Origin of the sequence: Amycolatopsis sp. NPDC051071, assembly GCF_040682875.1 — a bacterium.
Taxonomy (GTDB): domain Bacteria; phylum Actinomycetota; class Actinomycetes; order Mycobacteriales; family Pseudonocardiaceae; genus Amycolatopsis.
Genome location: NZ_JBFBBY010000057.1, coordinates 18,023 through 39,648 on the forward strand (window position 1 = coordinate 18,023; position 21,626 = coordinate 39,648).

Genomic DNA, 21,626 nt, shown 5'->3' on the forward strand with positions numbered 1-21,626 from the left:
GGCTGACCTGCGTATATCCAAGATCGAACGGCGAAATGACTTCGTATTGTGGACACTCTGAGCGTGCTCCGAGAAGTCGACGATCTTGATCAGCCCGCCGCTGCCCCGGTGGCGCCCGAGTCCGGGCGTCCGGCGAGTGTGTTCGAGAGAACGCTCGACCGGCTGGCCGTGTCGCCCTATCCGAGGGCGATCCTGCTCTATCTGGTGATCCGCACGGCCAGCGTGCAGCTGCTGGATCTGCTGGCGTCTCGCCGTGGTGAGACGCTGACCGACCGGCTGACCGCGTGGGACGGGCAATGGTATCTGCGGCTGGCGGTGCACGGGTACGCGGATCTGCCGGGGACGCTGGACGCGGCGAGGCAGCCGTACTCGGATGCGCCGATGGCGTTCTTCCCGTTGTATCCGAAGTTCGTCGAGGCGGTGATGTGGCTGGGTCTCGACGTGGTCACCGCGGCGCTGACGGTGTCGGTGCTGTCCGGTCTGGTGCTGGCGTGCGGGTTGATCCGGATCGGGCGGGTGGTGTCGCCGGAGCGGGGTGACCGTACGGGTCTGCTGCTGGTGGCGTTGTGGGCCGGGGCGCCGATGGCGATCGTGTTCTCGATGGCCTACACGGAGGCGGTGTTCTGCGCTTTCGCGGTATGGGCGCTGGTGGGTGTGCTGGAGCGGCGTTGGCTGACGGCGGGGTTGTGCGCGTTCGGGGCCGGGTTGTCGAGGTCGACGGCGGTGGTGCTGGTCGCGGTGGTGGTCGTCGCGGCGCTGATCGCGGCGTTCCGGCGGGCAGGGGAACGGGGGTGGGCGCTGACGGGTGCGCTGATCGCGCCGCTCGGGGTGGCGGGGTATCTCGGGTTCGTCGCGTATCGGACGGGGAGCTGGACCGGCTGGCAGGACATCGAACTGCGGGGCTGGAACACGGAATTCGATTTCGGTGCGGAGACCTGGGATTCGGTGCTGTCGCGGTTGACGGGGGACGAGTCGGTGTTCAGCACGCTGACGGTGCTGTTCCTGCTCGGTGCGGTGGCGCTGGCGGTGGTGGCGGCGTGTATCCGGGTGCCGTGGCCGTTGATGTTGTACGGCGTCGGGGTGCTGGTGCTGGCGATCGGGACGCGGGGGCTGCCGGACGCGAAGCTCCGGTTCATCCTGCCGGCGTTTCCGGTGCTGGTCCCGATCGCGATCGGGCTGGCGAAGCGGCGGACGGTCACGGCGGTGGTGGCCGCGGCGGCGTGGGTGGTGCTGGGCGCGTGGTTCTCGGCGCATGCCCTGACGGCGTGGCAGTACGCGATCTAGTCTGGCAAATCTGTTCGATGGGGTTCGCGTCCAAGATTTGCCAGACGCGCTCTAGCTCGCCTGCCGGGTCCGGTGGTCGGCGACGTGGACCCTGGTGGCGCAGCGGGTCGAGCAGAACCGGCGGCGGCCGTTGCGTGAGACGTCGACGTAGACGGTTTCGCAGCCTTCGCGTGAGCAGACGCCGAAGCGGTCCGGTGCGTCGCAGACGAGGTGGGCGAGTCCGCCCGCGGTGTAGGCGCGGATCCGGGAGACGGTGCCGGCGTGGGCGTCGACGTAGTGCAGGTGGGGTGCTTTGCCGTCGTGGGTGGAGATGTACGGCTGGGAGGCGGAGTCGTGCAGGAGTGCGTTGACCAGGTCGACGCGGTGGGCCGGGTCTGTTTCGAAGACGTGCCGGAGTCGTGTGATCCAGCCGGCGATTTCGGTCGCTTCGTGCCCTTGAACGGCGGCGACCGTCATGCGGTCTTTGAAGATCGCGGTCAGCTCGGCCGGTCCGGCGGCGTCGCCGAGGTTGACCAGGTCGGCGGCGATCTGAGCGGCCGCTCCTCCGTAAGGGTTGAAATGCATTAATCCATTACAGCACGATCGGGGCATGGAAGAGAACACGTGTCCGCGGTGCGGCTGGCCGCTGGAAGAACTGCCGGGAAGCGCGACGAAGTCCCAACGGGTCGCCCGGGGACGGCTCGAATACGTGCGGTGCCTGTGCGGAAGCTGGCTCGCACGCGTCGACGGTGTCGTGATCGGGGCGACGAGGTCCCAGCTGGGTTCGGCTCAGCTCTGACGGTGGCGTGCGTCGGCGAGCAGTTGCGCGAGTGCGTGCACGGGCGAGGTCTCCAGCTTGTGCCGGTGCGCGTCGTAGCGGTCACGGGTGGTGCGGATGTCGGCGTGGCCCAACAGGTCCTGGACCTTCTGGACCGGGACGTCGTTGGCCAGCAACAGGGTTCCGGTGGTCCGCCGCGCGGTGTGCGGGGAGATCGTGTTCGCTTCGGCGAGTCCGGCCGCGCGGGCCTGTGTCCGCAGGAGGAACCAGACGTCGCGCTGCGCCAAGGGTTTCCCGCCGGTTTTGGCGCTGTCGTAGCGGTGGGGCATGGTCGCGAGCAGCGGGCCGGTCAGTTCCTCGGCGCGGACGCCGGTGCGGGTGGCGCGCAGTTCGAGGTAACGGCGCAGGGGATGCTGGGCGGCGGGGACGAGCGGGACGAAGTCGCGGTGGCCGCCTTTGGCGGTGTAGCGCAGGATCGTATGCCCGGCGTCGGTGTCGAGGTCACGGACGGTGGCGGTGGTCAGGCCCGAGACACGGAGTCCGGTGTAGAACAGGATCGCGACGACGGCGGCGTCGCGCCACGACGGTTCGGTGTCGTTGGCGCGGGCCCGGTTCTCCATATGGTTCAACAGTTTCGCCGTCGACTCGCCGCCGAGCGCCGGCAGCGGCGGGGTCTTGCCGGTCTTGGGCCGGGTGACCGCGGAGACCGGGTTGCGGTCGGCGATGTCGTTGGATTGCAGGTACCGGTACCAGCTGGAGATGCCGGCGAGCGTGCGCGCGACGGTGGAGTCGGCGGCGGGCCGGGGTGTGCCGTCCCTGCCGGTGACGGTGAGGGTGTTCTTCCAGGCGTCGACGTCGGCGCGGCGGGCCTGGAGCGGGTCGAGTCCGGTGCGGTCGCACCAGCCGAGCCAGGCGGAGAGGTCGGCGTAGTAGGCGCGGCGGGTGTGGTCGGTCTTGTCGGTCTCGAGCCAGAGCGTGGTGATGTGCCGGATCGCGTAGCGGTCGAGCGGGTCGGCCGGGGGGAGCGCGGGCAGCACGGCGACGGCTTCGGCGAGGACCTGTCGCCGGTTTTCGGCCCTGGTCTCCGGCAGCCTGGTCTTGAGCAGCTCCAGCGCGGCGGGCACGAGTTCGGCGGACATCGTGATCATCCTAGCCGCGCGATGATCCCCCGCCCGGTTCACGACCCGGCGCGTTTAGTCCTCTACTTGCGATAGTTGTGCCTGCAAGCATCGCAAGTAGAGGACTAAACGCGGGCTCAGGTGTAGTAGCCCTCCACGGGGACCCGGGCTTCGTCGTACAGGGCAGGGCCTTCCAGGCGCACGCCCGGCCCGGTGGCCGGTGGCTTCAGTGCGTTGACCTGCTCGCCGGACAGGGCGAACACGACTCGTCCGAGGCCGGAGCGTTCGATGGCGCCCTGGCACATCCCGCATGGCTGGCAGCTGGTGTACATCGTGGTCCCGGCCGCGACGGCGGGAGCCAGTTCCCGCGCGGCCCAGACGGCGAGCTTCAGTTCCGGGTGCAGGCTGATGTCCCCTTGCGACACCGTGGTGTTGTGGTCCTCGGCCAGGATCGTGCCGTCGGGGCCGACCAGCAGCGAGCCGAAGGGCGGGTCGCCGTCGGCGCGGGACTTCGCGGCGAGTTCGATGGCGCGGCGGAGGTACTTCTCGTCTTCTTCGGTCATGATCGCTCCTGTTCGGGCCGGTACCGGCCGAGTTCCCACTGGGCGGCCAGGGTCGCCAAGGCCTGCCAGGCGGCTTCCGGGCGGCGGGTCTCTTCGGGGTCGCCGGAGAACGGGTCGAGGACGACCGTCTCGGCGCCGAGGTGGCGAAGCTGGTCGAGGTCGTCGACGATCTGCTCGATCGTTCCTTCCCCGGCGCGGCGGCCGGGGCCCGTGATCGGCCTGCCGGTGAGGTTCAGCAGGATCCTCGGGGTGAACGCGGGGACGGGCCGCTCGTGGGCGTCGGCGATGCTCTTGACCCGGGTGAGTGCCTCACGCAGCCACGGGAGGGTGGTCCGCAGCGGGTGCCAGGCGTCGCCGACGCGGACGGCGCGGCGGATCCCGGCGTCACTGTTGCCGCCGACCCAGATCGGGATGTCGCACGCGCGGTAGTCGGCGTCGTTCGCCCAGGCCTTCCGGACGGCGTCGAGATGATTGTCGGTCAGCCGTCCTCGCTTCTCGAAGGGGACGTCGAGCGCTTCGAACTCCTGGCGGGCCCAGCCGGACGCGACACCGAGCACGAGCCGTCCGCCGCTGAGCTGACTCAGATTCGCGGCCATCCGGGCGATCAGCAGTGGATGCCGGTACGGGACGATGAGCACGGTCGTCCCCAGCCGGATCCTGTCGGTGACACCGGCGAGCCACGACAGTGTCGTGAATGGCTCGTAGAACGGCGCTGGGTACTGCTCGGCGACGTCGGGGGTGATGGCGACGTGATCGGACACCATGAGCAGGTCGTAGCCGAGGCCTTCGACCGTGGTGGCCCAGCCGCGGAGGATTCCCGGGTCGGTCCCCGGGCCGAAATTCGGGACGTTGACACCTATTCGCACAGGTCAAGGCTATCGATGGGACCGGAAACCGGGAAGAGATCTTTCCCGGCGTACGGGCGTCTCCACCGTGGATCTGCCGGTAATATGGCCGGATGGCCGAGACTCTCGATGCGACGGACTGGGCGATCCTCGTCGAGCTCCAGAAGGACGGGCGGCTGCCGCTCACCGAACTGGGGAAGCGGGTGAGCCTGAGCGCGTCGGCGGCGACGGAGCGGGTCAAGCGGCTGGAGTCGGCCGGGGTGATCACCGGCTACCGGGCCGACGTCGACCTGGAGAAGGCCGGGTACGTGGTCCTCGCGGTGGTGCGGCTGAAGTACCCGGGCAGTAAGCACGCGCCACTGCACAAGCTGCTGGCCGAGCGGTCGGAGATCCTCGAATGCCTCCGCACGACCGGTGACGACTGCTATTCGCTGAAGGTCGCGGCACCGTCGATGGGACGGCTGGAGGAGATCGTCAACGAGCTGGCGCTTTTCGGGAGCACGAACACCAACATCGTCTACAACCAGACGCTGCCCTACCGCGGGCCGCAGGGCCCGTGACCGGCACGAAGCCGGTCACGGGTCCCGGACTCAGTCCTGGCTCGCGGTCTGCCCGACGAGGGTCGAACCACCCTGCTTTTCGATGACCGCGAGCGTGTCATCGATGTTCCCGACGTCGAGCACGATCAGCGGGCCGGGGGCGGGCTCGAAATGCACGACCCGTCCGGTCATCGTGATCAACTCCTGTCGTGGCAGCGGGGTTCGGACGCCGCCAGCAAATAGCCGCCGGCCCTGGTGCGCTAGAGGACTTCACTCTCTCCGAACCACCGGCGCAGCGCCTCGTCCAGCTCCTGTTGGTCTTCGCCCGCCCACGCCACATGGCCGTCCGGCCGGAGCAGTATCGCGGGTACCTCCAGTTCCTCGCCGACGTCGACGACGTGGTCGACCCGGTCTCCCCACTCCCGCACGGTGAGCTGCCCGGTCTGGTCAAGCAGCAGACCGCGGCCGCCGTGCATGAGCCCGTAGAGGCGGCCTTGCTTCAGTTCGGTGTCCGGCATCCGGCGGCCGAGCAGTTCGTGGCCTTCGCCGAAGTCGTAGCGGATCCCGGTCGCGGTGATCTTCTCGGTCAGGAACCGGCTCACCTCCTCGAAGTCCATCAGTTCCGACACCAGCCGCCGCACCGCTTGGGCGCCCGGGTCGAGGGACATCAGGTGCATCTGTGCGCGGGTGTTCTCCAGTACGGCGGCGGCCACCGGATGCCGTTCGGTCTGGTAGGTGTCCAGCAGCCCTTCCGGTGCCTTGCCGTCGATCGCGGCGGCCAGTTTCCAGCCGAGGTTGAAGGCGTCCTGGATGCCGAGGTTGAGTCCCTGCCCGCCGACGGGCGGGTGGATGTGCGCGGCGTCGCCGGCCAGGAACACGCGGCCGACGCGGTACTGCTCGGCCAGCCGGGTGGCGTCGCCGAAGCTGGAGAGCCAGCGCGGCGAGTGCACCCCGAAGTCGGTTCCGGCGACGGCGTTGAGCTGCCGTTTGACCTCCTCGAAGGTCGGCGGGATCCGGGGATCGTCGCGTACGCCGTCAGCGGGCACACCCACGCGGTACACCCCGTCCCCGAGCGGGGAGACGCCAAACCGCAACTGGGTCTTGCGGACCTCGGTCATCACGGCGAGCACCGTGTCCCAGTCCTCGGTCAGCTCCATCTCGCCCAGCAGCGTTTCGGCCGTGGCGGGCTCGCCGGGAAAGCCGACGCCGAGGAGTTTGCGTACCGTGCTGCGGCCCCCGTCGCAGCCCACGAGGTAACGCGACCGCAGCCGTGTCCCGTCGGCCAGTTCGACGTCCACCCCGTCCTCGTCCTGACTCAGCCCGATCACTTCGCGGCCTCGCCGGAGATCGACACCTGCCTCGGTGGCGTGGTCGATCAGCAGCCGGTCGGTGATGGTCTGGGGGATACCGAGGATGTACGCGTGGGCGCCGGTCAGCGAGTGCGCCGGTTTCCTGATGCCGGCGAAGGATCCGCCGAGCGGGTATTTCGTTCCCTGTGCGAGGAAGCGTTCCAGCAGGCCTCGCTGATCCATCACCTCGATGCTGCGTGCGTGCAGGCCCATCGAGCGGACGACCTTGGACTGCTCCAGGTCCTTTTCCAGGACGACAACCTGGACGCCGTGCAGCCGGAGTTCGGCGCCCAGCATCATGCCGGTCGGTCCGCCACCGGCGATGATCACGTCGATCAAAAGTTCCCCCGTTTGTCGAGCTCGTGCTTCAGACGGGAGATTGTGCGGCAGGGCAGGGGTCTTGCCACAAGCCCCTGGGTGCGTTATACGTTAGAAGTGGCAGGGAGAGCTGATCTCTCTGCCGTTGTCATTTAGTCCTTGATGGACGGACGACCCCCCGATGGAAGCAGCCCTTTCGGTGTGGCCTGTGTCGAACATGTTCGTTCAGAACTTGTTCGTCACGAACATGTTCGTTACAGTGGTGGCATGGCACCTGAGAAGAGCCGCCGGGAACGACCGGCCAAACCCGCGTTGACGCGCGACGGCATCGTCGCCATGGCGGTCGGGATCCTGCGCGAGGAAGGCCTGCGGAAGGTCACCATGCGCCGCCTGGCGCAGGAACTCGACACAGGTGCCGCCTCGCTCTACGTCTACGTCCGCAACACCGCCGAGCTGCACGCGGCGATCCTGGACGAACTGCTCGGCACGATCGAGCCGTCCTCCGAGGGCGACTGGCGTGCCCGGCTCGAACGGCTGCTCACGGCCTACACAGCGATGCTGCTCGAGTACCCCGGTCTCGCCCTGTCCGCGCTGGTGGCCCGCCCGAGCGGGGAGAACTACCTCGGCCTGGTCGAGCGAATGCTGGCACTGCTCGCCGAGGGCGAAGTGCCACGCGAGCGGCGGGCCTGGGGCGTCGACGTCCTCCTGCAGCACGCGACGGCGACCGCGGCCGAACACGCCGGCCAGGACTCCCCGCAGGAGTGGGACGCGCTCGCCCGCGCCGTCCAGGACGCCGACGAGACGACCCATCCGCAGATCGCCGCGCATTCCGCCGACCTGCTGTCCGGGCAGCCCGCCCAGCGGCTCTCGTGGGGCCTGCGGGTGCTCATCAGCGGGATCACGCGCACCGAAGTACCACCCGAAAGGACTCGATCATGACCACACACCACCCCATCGCGATCATCGGCGCCGGCCTCGGCGGGCTCACGCTGGCCCGCGTCCTGCACGTCAGCGGCGTCGAAGCCGCCGTCTTCGACGCCGACGCCTCGCCGTCCGCCCGGACACAGGGCGGCATGCTCGACATCCACGAGGAGTCCGGCCAGGAAGCACTCCGCGCCGCCGGTCTCCACGAGAAGTTCCGCACCCTCGTCCACTCCGGCGGCGAGGCCATGCGCATCCTCGACCGGCACGCCGTCATCCACCGCGAGGAAGCCGACGAAGGCGACGGCGGCCGCCCCGAAATCGCCCGCGGCGATCTCCGCGACCTCCTGCTCGGCTCCCTGCCCGAGAGCACCGTCCGCTGGGGCACCAAGATCACTGGTGCCCGCCCACTCGGCGGCGGCAAACACGAGGTCACCCTGGCCGACGGCACGATGTTCACCACGGATCTGCTGATCGGCGCCGACGGCGCGTGGTCCAAGGTCCGGCCCCTGGTCTCCGGCGCCAAGCCGTCCTACGAGGGTGTTTCGTTCGTCGAGGTCCACCTTCATGACGCGCTGACCAGGCACCCCGCGAGTGCCGCGCTCATCGGTGGCGGCATGTTCTTCGCACTCGGCGCGGGCAGAGGCTTCCTGGCGCACCACGATTCCTCCGGCAGCCTGCACGTCTACGTCGCGCTGAAGACCGAAGAGGACTGGATCTCCACGATCGACTTCAGTGACACCGCCGGCGCGAAGGCCGCGGTGCTGGAGCAGTTCGACGGCTGGGACGCGAGCCTTCGGGCACTGATCACCGACGCGGACGGCGAACTCACCCCGCGGCCGATCCACGCGCTGCCGATCGGGCACCGCTGGGATCGCGTCCCCGGTGTCACGCTCCTCGGCGACGCCGCGCATCTGATGTCGCCGTTCGCCGGAGAGGGCGCCAACCTCGCCATGCTCGACGGCGCCGAGCTCGGCCTGGCGATCGCCGCTCATCCCGGCGACGCCGAAGCCGCGCTCGGCACTTACGAGAAGGCGCTGTTCCCGCGGAGCGAGGCTTCGGCGGCCGAGTCGGCGGACAGTCTCGTCCTGTGCTTCGCCGACGATTCCCCGAAGCCACTACTGGAGCGCTTCGCGTCCTACCGCTGAGGTGAACATCAACGGTGCTTCCCGGCTTCAAGGTGATCGTCATTTTCCGTCCCCCAGCCTGCCGGCGCGAGGCAACCTCCGCCCGGTCACAGACGTACATCCGGTAGCACGAGTGAGGGGGACCGGTGGCGAACGCGGATACAGGTTGGCCAGGCGAGCTCAGGCCCGAAGAGATCGCCGCGACCAGGGTGTGGCTGGACAAGCGCGGGATCGAGGTGAACGAGCCGTCGAGGCTGCTCTCCATCCGGATCGGCCCCCGTCTGAGCCGGAAGGTGCCCGGCCGGTTCCGGTGGCTCGTCGGAGCGGTCGTGGTGAGCATCCTGCTGATCACCGCCTACGGGATCGTGCGGGACATCTCCGGCGTTCACGACCGCGACCTGCCCGGCGGCGTCATCGTCTACTTCGTCTGCGCCTCCATGCAGGTCGCGCTTTGGTTGTCCTACCTGCACCGCGAACGGGCGCTGGGGCCGCTGCCGGTCATGGACCGGCGCTCCGGGCGGCCGTCGGTCTTCAAGATCCTCGGCGGCTGGTTCGTGGCTTCGTTCGTGATCACCTTCGGCGGCGGTGCCGTGCTGGCGGTGGCCATGTACACCACCACTTCGGCGAAGGCGTACGCGTGGAGCTGGGGCGGTGCGCTCGGCTGGACAGCCCTGTGCTGCGCGGTGATCCTCGTCGGCACCCTGCGGCGGCCGGTATACGCCGAGGACACCGCTTCGGCGGCCGTCGACACCGAGTTGCGTGTACTGGACAGCCAGGCCGCGGTGCCCGGCTTCTATCCGGTGATTGTCCTGTTCGACGTGCTGTTCTACGGTCAGCCCGCCGGATTCACCGGTTGGCTGCTCACCTACGCCGCCCTCTCGCTCGGGACGAGTTTGATGAGTGTCTGGCAGCACCACCGTCGCCCCGCGTTGCCGCCGGGCGACTACGGGACGACGGCCCGGCCTCGCTCGGCATGACTGGAGTAAACCCGGCTCAGACCGGTTCGTGCTGTGAGCGCCGGGCGTAGGCGCGGGCGGCCCGGGCCCGGTCACCGCAGCGCACCGAACACCACTGACGCCGTCCGTTGCGCAGGAAGAACCGGGTGCACGGAGCCGATCCGCAGGCGGTGAGCCGGTCGGCGTCCGGCCCGGTGAGCAGGTCCGCGGCGTTGGCGGCGAGTGTTGCCAGCGCGTGCTCGACGATCTGGGTGATCGGATGCGGCGCTGTCCGGTGCAGGCCCTGGATCGGGTCCCAGCGCAGCAGTTCCGCGGTGGGTGCCTTGCTCAGCGCGTCGTTGACCGCGTTCAGGGCGCTCTGCGGGGCGGGATCCGAGCAGGAACTCGAAGCGAACAGCACCCGCACCTGCTCACGCAGCGACCGGACGAGCCCCGCGCACATCTCCTGCAGACCGGCGTCGACCGGGGCGAGCCCTTGTTCGGCGAGCCAGTCCGTCGCGCCTGCCGGGGTGCCGAGGAGGTCGATGAACTGCCCGCCGGGCAACGCGATCGCGGTGTTGGCGAGCGCGAGCGCGATGTACTGCTCCGCGCCCGGTGCGGGCGGCAGGAGATCGGTGCCGGCGGTGTCGTCCACGTCCTCATGGTAGGCGCCAGGTGCAACCATGAGAAAGTCTCACGGAATTCGTTGCACTCTTCCGTGAGAACGGGCTAGTGTCACTCACGGAAACAACAATACCTATCCGTGAGGTGGACCCATGGAACAGCTCTCCGTCCAGGTCTTCGGCGGCCCGACCGCGCTGATCGAGTACGGCGGCCTGCGATTCCTGACCGATCCGACGTTCGACGAGCCCGGCTACTACGCGAGGCCCGACGGGGGACCGGGTCTGAGGAAGACGGCACCGGCGTCGGCGAAGCCCGCCGATCTCGGCCACGTCGACGCCGTCCTGCTGTCCCACGACGAGCATCCCGACAACCTCGACCACTCCGGCCGGGAACTGCTGGCCGAGGTGCCGCTGACGCTCACCACACCCAGCGGCGCGGGCCGTCTCGGCGGCACCGCGAAGGGGCTCGCGACCTGGGAGACGGCCGAACTGATCCGCCCGGACGGGGGAGTGGTGACCGTGACCGGCGCACCCGCGCTCCACGGTCCGGAAGGTGCGGAGAAGGTCACCGGTGACGTCGTCGGCTTCGTGCTGACCGGGCAAGACCTGCCGACGGTCTACGTCAGCGGCGACAACGCCTCACTCGACGCCGTCCGGCAGGTCGCCGACCGGTTCGGCCCCGTCGACACCACCGTGCTCTTCGCCGGGGCGCCGCGCCTGCAGCCGGTCTTCGACGGCGCGCTGCTCGTCCTCGACAGTGCCCTGGCAGTGGAGGCGACGCGGATCCTCGGCGCCCGCGTCGTGGTCCCCGTCCACGTCGACAGCTGGGAGCACTTCACCGAAAGCCGCGACGACGTGGTGGCCGCGTTCACCGCCGCCGGCCTGGCCGAGCGCCTCCGGCTCGGCTGATGTCCCAGCACCTGACCGAGCCGGTCACCGGATCTTCGCTGTCCGGGACACAGAAACGCACGCTGACCGTCTTGACCGTCTCGCAGGTGCTCAGCGGTGTCGGGCTCTCGGCCGGAGTCACCGTCGGAGCCCTGTTGTTCCAGGACATGCTCGGCTCCACCGCCTTGGCGGGGCTGCCCAGCGGCCTGCTCACCGCCGGAACGGCGATCGCCGCGATCGGTGTCGGCCGCCTGTCGCAGTCACGGGGCCGCCGCCCCGGGCTCGCGGGCGGCTACGTCGCGGGCGCGGTGGGCAGCGCCGGCATCATCGCCGGCGCCGTCCTGGAAAGCGCCGTACTCATGGTCGTCGCGCTGTTCCTCTACGGCGCCGGCGCGGCGGCCAACCTCCAGGCCCGCTACGCCGGGGCCGATCTCGCCACCCCGGCACACCGGGCACGCGCGGTCTCCACCGTCCTGGTCGCCACCACACTGGGAGGCGTCGCGGGAGCCACCCTCGCCGCCCCGACCGGAGTACTGGCCTCGGCACTGGGCCTGCCGCCCCTGACCGGGCTCTTCCTCATCTCCGGAGTCGCCTACGCCCTGGCCGCCGTCGTGCTCGCCGGCTGGCTGCGCCCCGACCCGTTCCTGCTCGCCCGCACCCTCCCACCCGACGAGCAGGCAACCGCCACGGCGACGGCCACCGAACACGGTCTCGGTGTGCCACAAGGGATCCTGGTGATGCTCCTGGCCCAGATCGTGATGATCGCGATCATGACCATGACCCCGATCCACCTGCTCGGCCACGGTCACGGCACCGGCGCGTCCGGCCTGGTCATCGCACTCCACGTCGGCGCGATGTTCCTGCCCTCGCCACTGTCCGGAATCCTCGTCGACCGCTACGGCCGCCGGGCCATCGCCGTCGCGGCCGCCGTCACCCTGGCCGCGGCCGCCGTCCTCGCCGCCATGGCCCCGGACGACTCGGTCGCACTCCTTGCTCTCGCACTCATCCTGCTCGGACTGGGCTGGAACTTCGGCATGGTCAGCGGCACGGCGATCATCACCGACGCCGCACCGGTGGCCACCCGCGCGAAAACCCAGGGGATGGCCGACGTCGCCATCGCGATCGGCGGCGCCGCGGGCGGGATGTCGTCCGGTTTCATCGTGGTCGGCATCGGCTATCCCGCACTCGCCCTGCTCGGCGGGCTCATCGCGCTCGCGATCATCCCCGTCGTCCTGGGACGGCTTCGGACCGGCGGCGGGTCGTGAACGTGAGGACCGGTCAGGAACCGAGCCCGTCGAGGAGCCGCTGGATTCGCTCGGCCCTGGCCACCCGGTTCTGGACCCGATACAGGTCGCGCGCCTCCTGCCAGTACCGGCGGGCGTCCTCCCCCTCCTCGAGCGCGGCGTGGACCTGGCCGAGGATGTCCACCACCTGTGCCACGAAGTAGATGTTGCCGAGCTCGCGAAGCATGGCGAGCGCCCGTTCACCGTGCCGCAGCGCCTCCTGATGACGTCCGGCCTGGTGCGCCAGGAAACCCTCGATCGTCAAGGACAACGCCTCACCGTTGTGGTTTCCGTGACGGCGATGAAGGTCCAATGCCGACGCGACGAACGGGGCAGCCTGCTCGTAATGGCCCAGGAGCGCGAAGTACCACGCTGTCTGATTGAGCGCGCGGGCTTCCCATTCCTCGTCTTCGACCGACTGGAACAAACGCAACGCGCGGACGATGTTCTCCAGCGCGAGCCGGAACTCGCCCTGCTCGCTCTTCGCCCAGGCGAGAATCCGCAGGACATGGGCCTGGCCGGACGGATCGCCGAACCGTTCGGCCAGCGGCAAGGCTCGCTGGAGGTGATCCAGCGCCTCGGCCTGCCTTCCCAGCAGGGCGTGGGCCTCGGCGAGCGCCCGATGCGCCAAAGCCTGGACGGCCGTGCTGCCGGTCCGCTCGGCCGCGACGAGCCCGAGCCGCCCCACGGCGACCTGCTCGTCGAGCCGCCCCGTCCGCCAATGGAATGTGTGCATCGCCAACGCGAACTGCACCGCCGCCGCATTCCAGCCGAGCTCGACGGCCAGTCGTTGAGCGGCCAGCACGCAGGTGTGCTCGCTGTCGAGCCACCCGAGCGCCGCGGCTTCGTCCGGCATCGTCAGCGGCAGGCACCCCCGCGCGGCGGGAGTGACCCGGAGCGCCTCCCGATGGGGGTCGAGCAGCTTGTCGGCCGCGTGGGCGGTGTGCAGGTAGAAGTCCACAATCCGGCGTAGCGCGTCCTCACGGCCATCGACAGCCGCTTCACCGCGCGCTGTCTCGGTGACATAGCGCCGGACGAGGTCGTGCATCCGGTAGCGGCCGGCGCCGTCGTGGCCGACCAGGGACTTCTCCTCAAGTCCGCGCAGGAGCGTCCTGGCCCGGGCGACGGTCGTGCCGACGAGGCTCGCCGCCGCCCACAGGCCGATGTCCGGCCCTGGTGCGAGACCGACGAGGACGACGGCTTCCGCCTCGTCGTCGGCGAGCGCCTGATGCGACCACGAGAACACCGCGGGCAGGCTGGCCGCCGGATCCGCGGAGTCGAGTGCTTCGACTCCCGCCTCGTGCAGCTCAGCGGCCAGACATGCGAGCGGTACGCCCTCATGGGTGGCCGCGTTTCCCGCGACGATGCTCAGCGCCAAGGGGAAACCGCGGCAGAACTCGACCAGTTCGTCCACCACCGCGGGCTCGGCGCCGGCCCTGGTGGTGCCGAGCCGGTCAGTGAGCAGCGTCCGGGCTTCGTGGTCGGTCAGCACGTCGAGGAACAGGGGACAGGCATCGTGCCCGGTCGCCAAACCGGGTAGCCGGCTGCGGCTGGTCACCACGACGGCGCAGGAAGCGCTGCCGGGCAGCAGCGGAATCACCTGTTCGGTGCCCACGGCGTTGTCCAGCAGGATGAGGAGGGACTTGTCCGCCACGATGCTGCGGAACAAGGCCGCCTGGGCATGCGGATCCGACGGAATCCGGTCGTGGGTGAGGCCGAGGCTGTCGAGAAACCCGCGGATCGCCACCGCCGGGCTCATCGGCAACCCGTCGGGACTGAAGCCGCGCAGGTCGACGAACAACTGGCCTTCCGGGAACCGGTGCAGATTGTCGTGTGCCCACTTCAACGCGAGCCACGTCTTGCCGATCCCGCCCGCCCCGCCGATCACGACCATCCCGTTCGGCCGCTCGCGATCTTCCAGCAGCGCCGTGAGAGCGGCGAGCTCGTCGTCCCGGCCGACGAACGTGCGCGGCGGCGCGGGAAGCTGCCGCGGCACCTGCGCACCGGCCCCCGCGACAGGGCGAACGGTCACCTGCGCGGGGTCGGAAGGATAGGGATGGTCCGGCAGGCAGATCCAGCCCACCGTCGACGTCTCTTTCACCTGTACGGACACCGGTCGGAACGTCGCCGGATCGAGGACCCGGCAGTGCCGGACCACGTCGTCGAAGAACCAGTCCGACGTGATCAACGCCAGCACCCCCGGTGACTCGCACAGCGCGGCCCGGAGAGGAGCCGCGTCGAGCAGCCGGAACGTGAGATTCACCGCCGCCGCGGCGACACCGTGCTCGTCGTAGGCGACCTCGCCCGCGTGCAACGCCATCCGCAACCGGATCCGTTCCTCACTCCGATGTACCCGGTTGTGCTCGCGCACCGCGGCGGCGAGAACCTGGGGGAGCGAGTCCACGAAGGGCGCTTTGGGCACCTGCGCGGGCACGAGGACGAAGACCGCGTCGCCCCGATCCTCACGATCACATTCCTCCCACGGCGCCCCGATTTCGTCGAATGCCTGCCGCAAAGTTTCGTAAAGTGCGGCACGTACCGCCAATTGATGCGAATTGGTACGCCGCTGATCGCCGAATCCTTCGACATCCACGACAAGGACAGTGCGGTGCACGGCATACCGGCGCCACTCCATCGCAGCCTCCCGCGCGAAACCGACGGCCAAAGGGACCGGTCAGGCGCCCGATTTTCTCACCGAACGGACATTGAGCGGAGAAAACTACGCCATCGTGGATTTCCGTCCAGCAGGGAGGCCACCCCGCTCGCGAGCCTCGGGTTCCCGGAAAAGGATTGGACGGGGCGCCGCCCTGCCCGGTACCTTGCGGCGGACCGTGACACCGTCCGAGGAGGTGAGACCCATGAACGCAGTATCGATGTGGGTGCTCCCTCTGGCCGTCACGGTCGGGCGAACGGCGTAGGTGTCGCCGGGAGCGCCTCGACCCCAAGGCACTCCCGAAAGGCAACACCTGTGAACTCTCCGAAGTTCAGCGCCGAGCCGTCGTCGACCGAGACGGCCGCGCCCCCCATGTTCGACGTGATCATTGCCGGCTGCGGGCCGACCGGCGCGATGCTGGCCGCCGAACTACGACTCCACGACGTGCGGGTACTCGTCCTGGAGAAGGAAACCGAACCCGTGTCGTTCGTCCGTATCGTCGGTCTGCATATCCGCAGTATCGAGCTGATGGCGATGCGTGGACTGCTGGAGCGCATTCTCGAACGCGGGAGACAGCGTCCGGCAGGCGGATTCTTCGCCGCCATCAACAAACCCGCGCCCAAGGACCTGGATTCCGCGCACGCCTACCTGCTGGGCATCCCGCAGCCGGTCATCGTGCAGCTCCTCGAAGACCATGCGATCCGGCTGGGCGCGCAGATCCGGCGTGGTGCCGCGGTGGCCGGTTTCGAGCAGGACGACGAGGGGGTGACCGTCGAGCTCGACCACGGCGAACGGCTGCGTTCGCGTTATCTCGTCGGCTGTGACGGCGGGCGCAGCACGGTGCGCAAACTGCTCGGCGTCGGCTTCCCCGGCGAGCCCTCGCGGACCGAGACACTGATGGGCGAGATGGAAGTGGGGATGCCACAGGACGAGATCGCCGCCACGATGACCGCGATCCGCGAGCCCCACCAGCGATTCTGGCTGCGGCCCTTCGGCGAAAAAGTCTACAGCGTCCTGGTCCCCGCCGCGGGAGTCAGCGATCGCGCGAAACCGCCCACCCTCGACGATTTCAAACAACAGCTGCGCGCTGTCGCCGGAACCGATTTCGGCGTGCACTCCCCGCGCTGGTTGTCCCGGTTCGGGGACGCCACCCGGCTGGCCGACCGTTACCGGGTCGGGCGGGTACTGCTGGCAGGCGATGCGGCGCACATCCACCCGCCGACCGGCGGGCAGGGCCTCAATCTGGGTGTTCAGGACGCGTTCAACCTCGGCTGGAAACTGGCCGCACAGATCCGCGGCTGGGCGCCGGACACGCTGCTGGACACCTACCAGGCCGAACGTCGTCCGGTCGCCGAGGACGTACTGGACAACACCCGCGCCCAGATGGAACTGTCGTCCGCCGAACCGGGCCCGCGGGCCGTGCGAAGGCTGCTCACCGAGCTGATGGACTTCGACGAGGTGAACCGCCACCTCATCGAGAAGATCACCGCGATCGACATCCGCTACGACTTCGGCGCCGGCCCCGACCTGCTCGGCCGCCGCCTGCGCGACATCGACGTGAAGGACGGCCGCCTCTACGGTCTGCTGCATCGCGGCCGCGGCCTGCTGCTGGACCGCACCGAACGCCTGACCGCCGGCGGCTGGTCGGACCGGGTCGACCAGCTCGCGGATCCCACCGCGGCACTGGACGCTCCGTGCGTCCTGCTGCGCCCCGACGGCCACGTCGCCTGGATCGGCGACGATCAGCAGGACCTCGACGACCACCTCTCCCGCTGGTTCGGCAAACCCATCGCCGAGCGGGCCTGACAGCCGGGTCCGGCTGGACGCAGGTCGTCCAGCCGGATCAAGCGGATTTCGCGTGAACCCCGGCCATCGGGTCACGCAGAACGACTGGTTCGTGACTCGGTTTCCGTCTGGTCACGTTCGCCTCGACCCGCTCCATCAGCAGGGCGAACGACATGACCACCATCGGGATCACCGGCACCATCCACATGATCGTTTGATACCCGAATCCGCGACCGGGCAATCGCTCCCATCGGTTGTATTCGAGACCGATCGTTGTCCCGGCGGCCAAAACACGCGTCTCTGACCAGCGGAAACGCACTCAGCTCGCCGCTGAGCGACGAACGAGGGCGACCTGGTCCGTTCACCCTCGGGATCTCACCGGTCGTTCGTCAGCGGACGACCCATTTTTCGGTGGCTGGATCGAGCGACGCGGGGTCCGGCGGCCCTCATCTTCGGAGCACTCAGTTATAAGGGGCATTATCACGGACTGTCCTTCTGTTCATGGTTACGCGTCGTGTTGACGCGAAACAGGTAACGCGTATTGCGTTCTGACCAAAAAAATGGGGGTGTTCGCGGGTAATGAACTCTGGCCCGGCGTCAGCGCCGGAGCGGGACCGGGCCCGCTACTCCTAGAGCTACGGCCAGCCGCAAAGTAGCGCGTTTTAGCTGGTCAACTGGTGCCCGTCGAGTTCGGTGGCTAGCTGTTCGCCGTCCGGGACACCCGGTGGTGTGTGCCGATCTGCTCGACGAACTCGGCCAGGCCCGCGGCGTCGGGGTGGTCGCGTTGCCAGCGGGCGAGCTGGTTCTCGAACGCGACATGCCCGTCCATCCCCTCGCGATAGACGCGCTCGACTCGGTCCAGGGTGGCAGCCGCCAAAGTGGTACCGAACAAACGAGTTTTCATGCCGAACAGCTATACGGATACCCGGCAGCGACTCAGTGGTGCGGTGACAGCGAGCCGACAGTTCATGTTCCGATAGACGACATTAGGTTGGCGCCGAGAGAACGGAGGCGGTCGGTGATTTCGGCCGGAGCGTCCAGGGTGAACCCGGCGCCGAGCGCGGCGATCGCCGCGATGTGCTGGACCACCAGCTCCGGGGAGTCCGCACTGAGCCGGACCGAGCATTCCCCCGGCCCGGTGTCGGTGACCCCCCAGCGGAATGGGCCGAACACTCCGGCGCGCACGGCCTCGGCTGACATGCGCACGGCCATGACGGCGGTGTACCGGTAGGACGCCCGTGCGAACACCGTGGCGACGTAGTCGGCCGCGGTCTCGGCGGGCAGCTCGTGTGGACTGAACCGCCGATGCGTGGCCAACGGCCGCTCGAGCCGGTCGATCCGGAAGGTCCGCCAATCACCCCGATCGAGGTCGAAAGCCAGCAGATACCAGCGCCCGCCGAATGTCACCAGTTCGCGTGGCTCGACCCGCCGGGTGCTGGGGGAGCCGTCGCGGCTGCGGTAGTCGAACGACAAGACCTCCTGGTCACGGCAGCACGCGGCCAGCAACGCCAGCGTCGGTGGGTCGACCTGCGGCAGGCCCTGGTTCGGGATTGCCGTGGTGGTGCCGGTGATCGCGGCGAGCCGGGGCCGCAGCCGGGCAGGCAGCACTTGTTCCAGCTTCGCGAACGCCCGCATCGAACTGTCCGGCGCGCCCGCGGTGCTCCCGGCGGCCGTCACCAGGCCGATGGCGATCGCGATGGCCTCCTCGTCATCCAGCAGCAGGGGAGGGATATTGCGGCCCGACCGGAGCCGGTAACCACCGGCGGTGCCGGTCGTCCCGTCGACGGGGTAGTCCAGGGCCCGCAGCCGGTCGATGTCCCGCCGGACGGTCCGGCCGGTCACGCCGAGCCGTTCGGCCAGTTCGGTCCCCGACCATTCGCGTCTGCTCTGCAGCAGCGACAGCAGGCGCAACATCCGACCCGGCATGTCCTTACTCACCCGACCTCCTTGCGGACAGTCTATGTCCGCAAGGCTATTTAATGTGAGGCCATGACCAAAGCACTCACCACCAACGGCCCTGTCCTCCTCCCGGGGACGGACGGATTCGACGAGGAGGCCACCGGGTACCAGCTCAACCGCCCGCACCGGCCGTCGCTCATCGCCGGGGTCACCAGCACGCAGGATGTGCGTGACGCCGTGGCGTACGCGAACCGCACCGGCGCCAAGGTCGCCGTGCAGTTCAGCGGGCATGGGCGTGGGGCCGGGCTGGAGGGCGGCGTGCTGATCAGCACCCGCCGGATGTCCGGTGTCCGTGTCGACCCGCAGGCCCGCACCGCGTGGGTGGAGGCCGGAGCGTCCTGGCAGCAGGTGGTCGACGCGACCGCGCCGCACGGCCTCGCGCCGCTGGCCGGAAGCTCACCCGGGGTCGGTGCGGTGTCCTACACACTGAACGGCGGAATCGGGCTGCTCGGGCGCCGATACGGGTACGCCTCGGACTGGGTGCGCCGCTTCGAGCTGGTCACCGCCGACGGCGGCGTGCAGGAGGTCGCCCCTGGCTCCGAGCTGTTCTGGGCGTTGCGGGGTGGTGGCGGCAGCTTCGGCATGGTGACCGGGATGGAAATCGGGCTGGTGCCGGTCGCCCGGCTGTACGGCGGTGGGCTGTACTTCGATCTTGCCCAGACCCCGGACATCATGGACGTCTGGCACGAGTGGACCCGCACGGTGCCGGAAGACATGACCTCGGCGGTGTCCGTGCTGTCTTATCCGGACGCTCCGATGTTCCCGGAACACTTGCGGGGCAGGCACGTCGCGCAAGTCCAGATCTCCTATGCCGGATCCGCCGAGGATGGTGCGCGGCTGGTGCTGCCCTTGCGGGCAGCAGGACCGGTCCTCGCCGACAAAGTGCGTGAACTGCCGTTCGTGGAGTCGGGCGAGGTGTTCGACGAGCCGAAGCAGCCGCATCCCTACCGGTCGGAGCACCGGCTGCTGAACGGGCTCGACTCACAGGCCCTCGCCGAACTCGTGTCACTGGCCGGTCCATCGGCCCCGGCGTTCTCGGTGATCGTGCTGCGGCATCTCGGTGGCGCACTCGCCCGGTCGCCCGAGATCCCGAGCGCGGTGGCGCACCGGGACGCCGCGTACTCCCTGCACGTGCTGTCCATCGTGGACAACGGAGAGGAGGTGGTTCGGCCGCTGCTGGAGGAGGCCATGGCGCTGGTCGCGGGGCAGGCGATCGGACGGTTGCTCGCCCAAAGCTTCGGGCCGATGACCGAGGACCACGTCCGGTCCGCGTTCGCCCCCGGGGACTGGCCACGGCTGACCGCGCTGAAAGCCCAGGTCGACCCGGACCGGCGGTGGCACGTCAACCATCCGATCCCCGGACGGCAAACCGCGTGAGCAGCACGATCAGTTCGTCCCGGAACGCCGGCCGGTCATCGTCCGGGAAGTCGGCCAGGCACCGGTGAGTCAGCGATTCGATGGCGGCGATCAGAAACCAGGCGGTCAGGCCCGTCCGGGGCGTCGGGCGGGAGGTTGAGCAGCAGGTCGGCGGCGCGGGCGATGACCCGGCGCGGGTGCGGCCGTTGTGGTCGGCGGCGAGGAAGTGGCTGCCGATATCGACCACAATGTCCGGTCCGCCAGCGGCCGTCGCTTGTCGGTGATCAGCCGGTCGATCTCCTCGCGCGCGGCCGGACGCGGTCGTCGCCGGGCTTGGGCTGGTGTTCGCGGGTGAGCCCAGCCAGCACGGCCGCGGCATCGTCGATCCACTCCTGGTCGGCGAAGTACGCCAGCACCGAAGCGACGGCGGCGTGCTTGGCGTTGAACGTCGTCGGCGTGCGGTCGCCCCAGGCGGCGCGGATGTTGGTGTGCAGCCGGTCGCGGCCGGTCGCTTGTTCTGCATCCAGGCGCGGGCGAACCGTGAATCCGCCCTTAAGCGGTTGTCAACGCCAATGAACATCTCCGATTATCGCCGTCTCCGCGCCCCCATCGGCGAAGATGATCTGCCCGGTAACGAAATGGTCGTCCGCATCGGCGAGCCAGCAGATGAGCTCGCCAACCCACTCTGGTCGGCCGGGAAAGCCGCCGAACGGTTGCGGCGCCGCGGTCTCCACGGCGGTGCGGACGTCGTCGTCGGCGAAGATCCAGGAGACGCGGGGGTGTCCACGACGCCGGGTGCCACGGCGTTGAGCGCGATGCCCGCTCCCGCCCACTCGGGTGTTGCGGCTGCCCTGCGCACCCAACGATTCAACGCGCGCTTGGCGATGCCATAGGCGCCGGCAGCGCCACCGATGGATGGCTCCGCGTCGATATAGGCAACGGCGGCGGCTTCGTCGCCGTCAAGAAATGCCTGCACCACGCGCTCGTCCGCGGGCGCCAGCGACGAGGTCGACGACACGACCACGGCTCGGGGCGCCTCGCTCTGCGTCAGCAACGGCCGTAACCCTTCGAGTGTGGCGACCGTGCCGAAGTAATTCGTCTGCAGGAGCCCGGTCTTGGCGCCTCCGGCGATGGCGAGTACCGCGTCGATGGGCCCACGCTCGGCTACCTGGTCGACCAGTGCCTGCCGGCCCTCAGAGGTGGACAGGTCGGCCTGGATGTCAGCATCGCTGAGGTCGCACCCGATGACCATGGCGCCACGCTCACGCAACAGTGCCGCGGTCGCGGCGCCGATGCCGGATGCCGAGCCGGTCACGACATACC

General features: G+C 69.2%; 24 protein-coding genes. 10 read left to right on the top strand and 14 right to left on the bottom strand.

Features of this window, described 5'->3' with window-relative positions; all coding sequences use genetic code 11:
• The first annotated feature begins 63 nt into the window (after window positions 1-63).
• Window positions 64-1,284 (top strand): hypothetical protein, encoded by a 1,221-nt coding sequence (locus tag AB0M65_RS19810; RefSeq protein WP_364029231.1) that lies wholly within the window; start codon window positions 64-66, stop codon window positions 1,282-1,284.
• 51 nt (window positions 1,285-1,335) lie between these two features.
• On the opposite strand, the gene AB0M65_RS19815 is transcribed toward AB0M65_RS19810, so the two are convergent.
• On the bottom strand, window positions 1,336-1,848 hold the full coding sequence (locus AB0M65_RS19815) for a CGNR zinc finger domain-containing protein (protein WP_364029233.1): 513 nt from the start codon (window positions 1,846-1,848) through the stop codon (window positions 1,336-1,338).
• A 25-nt stretch (window positions 1,849-1,873) separates the two neighbouring features.
• Here AB0M65_RS19815 and AB0M65_RS19820 point away from each other — a divergent pair, with 25 nt between their 5' ends.
• A complete protein-coding gene (locus tag AB0M65_RS19820) occupies window positions 1,874-2,062 on the top strand; it encodes a hypothetical protein (RefSeq protein ID WP_364029235.1) in 189 nt (62 codons plus the stop codon).
• Here AB0M65_RS19820 and AB0M65_RS19825 read toward each other — a convergent pair.
• The 3 genes from AB0M65_RS19825 to AB0M65_RS19835 form a co-directional block, all read right to left on the bottom strand.
• Entirely contained in the window at window positions 2,053-3,180 is a 1,128-nt protein-coding gene (locus tag AB0M65_RS19825; protein WP_364029237.1) for a tyrosine-type recombinase/integrase, read from the bottom strand. The two genes, AB0M65_RS19820 and AB0M65_RS19825, sit on opposite strands and share 10 nt — an antisense overlap.
• Window positions 3,181-3,296: 116 nt before the next feature.
• Window positions 3,297-3,722 carry a nucleoside deaminase gene (locus AB0M65_RS19830; protein ID WP_364029239.1) on the bottom strand — a complete coding sequence of 142 codons (426 nt, stop codon included), beginning with the start codon at window positions 3,720-3,722 and terminating at the stop codon, window positions 3,297-3,299.
• Entirely contained in the window at window positions 3,719-4,588 is an 870-nt protein-coding gene (locus tag AB0M65_RS19835; protein WP_364029241.1) for an LLM class flavin-dependent oxidoreductase, read from the bottom strand. The genes AB0M65_RS19830 and AB0M65_RS19835 overlap by 4 nt, the downstream gene beginning before the upstream one ends.
• Before the next feature lie 92 nt (window positions 4,589-4,680).
• On the opposite strand from AB0M65_RS19835, the gene AB0M65_RS19840 reads away from it, so the two are divergent.
• Window positions 4,681-5,127 carry an Lrp/AsnC family transcriptional regulator gene (locus tag AB0M65_RS19840; RefSeq protein WP_364029243.1) on the top strand — a complete coding sequence of 149 codons (447 nt, stop codon included), beginning with the start codon at window positions 4,681-4,683 and terminating at the stop codon, window positions 5,125-5,127.
• Window positions 5,128-5,157: 30 nt separating this feature from the next.
• Here AB0M65_RS19840 and AB0M65_RS19845 read toward each other — a convergent pair whose 3' ends face one another.
• On the bottom strand, window positions 5,158-5,298 hold the full coding sequence (locus AB0M65_RS19845; protein WP_364029245.1) for a hypothetical protein: 141 nt from the start codon (window positions 5,296-5,298) through the stop codon (window positions 5,158-5,160).
• 68 nt (window positions 5,299-5,366) lie between these two features.
• Window positions 5,367-6,794: a rifampin monooxygenase gene (gene rox / locus AB0M65_RS19850; RefSeq protein WP_364029247.1), complete on the bottom strand. Its 1,428-nt coding sequence runs from the start codon at window positions 6,792-6,794 to the stop codon at window positions 5,367-5,369.
• 246 nt (window positions 6,795-7,040) lie between these two features.
• On the opposite strand from rox (AB0M65_RS19850), the gene AB0M65_RS19855 reads away from it, so the two are divergent.
• From AB0M65_RS19855 to AB0M65_RS19865, 3 genes are all read left to right on the top strand, one after another.
• A complete protein-coding gene (locus AB0M65_RS19855) occupies window positions 7,041-7,712 on the top strand; it encodes a TetR/AcrR family transcriptional regulator (RefSeq protein WP_364029249.1) in 672 nt (223 codons plus the stop codon).
• Window positions 7,709-8,842, top strand: a complete 1,134-nt coding sequence (locus AB0M65_RS19860) for an NAD(P)/FAD-dependent oxidoreductase (protein WP_364029251.1) — start codon at window positions 7,709-7,711, stop codon at window positions 8,840-8,842. Before AB0M65_RS19855 ends, AB0M65_RS19860 begins: the two co-directional genes overlap by 4 nt.
• A 125-nt stretch (window positions 8,843-8,967) precedes the next feature.
• Window positions 8,968-9,798 carry a hypothetical protein gene (locus AB0M65_RS19865; RefSeq protein ID WP_364029253.1) on the top strand — a complete coding sequence of 277 codons (831 nt, stop codon included), beginning with the start codon at window positions 8,968-8,970 and terminating at the stop codon, window positions 9,796-9,798.
• A 16-nt stretch (window positions 9,799-9,814) separates the two neighbouring features.
• On the opposite strand, the gene AB0M65_RS19870 is transcribed toward AB0M65_RS19865, so the two are convergent.
• Window positions 9,815-10,441 carry a CGNR zinc finger domain-containing protein gene (locus AB0M65_RS19870; protein WP_364029255.1) on the bottom strand — a complete coding sequence of 209 codons (627 nt, stop codon included), beginning with the start codon at window positions 10,439-10,441 and terminating at the stop codon, window positions 9,815-9,817.
• 91 nt (window positions 10,442-10,532) lie between these two features.
• Here AB0M65_RS19870 and AB0M65_RS19875 point away from each other — a divergent pair, with 91 nt between their 5' ends.
• Together AB0M65_RS19875 and AB0M65_RS19880 are read left to right on the top strand one after the other, a co-directional pair.
• Window positions 10,533-11,288, top strand: a complete 756-nt coding sequence (locus tag AB0M65_RS19875; RefSeq protein WP_364029257.1) for an MBL fold metallo-hydrolase — start codon at window positions 10,533-10,535, stop codon at window positions 11,286-11,288.
• Window positions 11,288-12,532, top strand: a complete 1,245-nt coding sequence (locus tag AB0M65_RS19880; RefSeq protein WP_364029259.1) for an MFS transporter — start codon at window positions 11,288-11,290, stop codon at window positions 12,530-12,532. The genes AB0M65_RS19875 and AB0M65_RS19880 overlap by 1 nt, the downstream gene beginning before the upstream one ends.
• Window positions 12,533-12,545: 13 nt before the next feature.
• Here the strand turns inward: AB0M65_RS19880 and AB0M65_RS19885 are convergent, their stop codons facing one another.
• Window positions 12,546-15,143, bottom strand: a complete 2,598-nt coding sequence (locus AB0M65_RS19885; RefSeq protein WP_364029261.1) for a tetratricopeptide repeat protein — start codon at window positions 15,141-15,143, stop codon at window positions 12,546-12,548.
• A 432-nt stretch (window positions 15,144-15,575) separates the two neighbouring features.
• Between AB0M65_RS19885 and rox (AB0M65_RS19890) the strand changes: the two genes are divergently transcribed.
• On the top strand, window positions 15,576-17,009 hold the full coding sequence (gene rox / locus AB0M65_RS19890; protein WP_364029287.1) for a rifampin monooxygenase: 1,434 nt from the start codon (window positions 15,576-15,578) through the stop codon (window positions 17,007-17,009).
• A gap of 37 nt (window positions 17,010-17,046) precedes the next feature.
• Here rox (AB0M65_RS19890) and AB0M65_RS19895 read toward each other — a convergent pair whose 3' ends face one another.
• The 3 genes from AB0M65_RS19895 to AB0M65_RS19905 all read right to left on the bottom strand — a co-directional run bounded on the left by AB0M65_RS19895 (window position 17,047) and on the right by AB0M65_RS19905 (window position 18,926).
• Window positions 17,047-17,196, bottom strand: a complete 150-nt coding sequence (locus AB0M65_RS19895) for a hypothetical protein (RefSeq protein WP_364029263.1) — start codon at window positions 17,194-17,196, stop codon at window positions 17,047-17,049.
• Window positions 17,197-17,685: 489 nt separating this feature from the next.
• Window positions 17,686-17,892, bottom strand: coding sequence for a hypothetical protein (locus AB0M65_RS19900; RefSeq protein WP_364029265.1), 207 nt, complete (start codon window positions 17,890-17,892; stop codon window positions 17,686-17,688).
• A 62-nt stretch (window positions 17,893-17,954) separates the two neighbouring features.
• Window positions 17,955-18,926 (bottom strand): YafY family protein, encoded by a 972-nt coding sequence (locus AB0M65_RS19905; protein ID WP_364029267.1) that lies wholly within the window; start codon window positions 18,924-18,926, stop codon window positions 17,955-17,957.
• Between the two features lie 51 nt (window positions 18,927-18,977).
• On the opposite strand from AB0M65_RS19905, the gene AB0M65_RS19910 reads away from it, so the two are divergent.
• Window positions 18,978-20,324 (top strand): FAD-binding oxidoreductase, encoded by a 1,347-nt coding sequence (locus AB0M65_RS19910; RefSeq protein WP_364029269.1) that lies wholly within the window; start codon window positions 18,978-18,980, stop codon window positions 20,322-20,324.
• On the opposite strand, the gene AB0M65_RS19915 is transcribed toward AB0M65_RS19910, so the two are convergent.
• The 3 genes from AB0M65_RS19915 to AB0M65_RS19925 form a co-directional block, all read right to left on the bottom strand.
• Window positions 20,290-20,550, bottom strand: coding sequence for a hypothetical protein (locus tag AB0M65_RS19915; protein WP_364029271.1), 261 nt, complete (start codon window positions 20,548-20,550; stop codon window positions 20,290-20,292). The genes AB0M65_RS19910 and AB0M65_RS19915 overlap by 35 nt on opposite strands.
• 37 nt (window positions 20,551-20,587) lie before the next feature.
• Entirely contained in the window at window positions 20,588-20,719 is a 132-nt protein-coding gene (locus AB0M65_RS19920) for a hypothetical protein (RefSeq protein WP_364029273.1), read from the bottom strand.
• 170 nt (window positions 20,720-20,889) lie between these two features.
• Entirely contained in the window at window positions 20,890-21,618 is a 729-nt protein-coding gene (locus AB0M65_RS19925; RefSeq protein ID WP_364029275.1) for an SDR family oxidoreductase, read from the bottom strand.
• Window positions 21,619-21,626 lie beyond the last annotated feature (8 nt).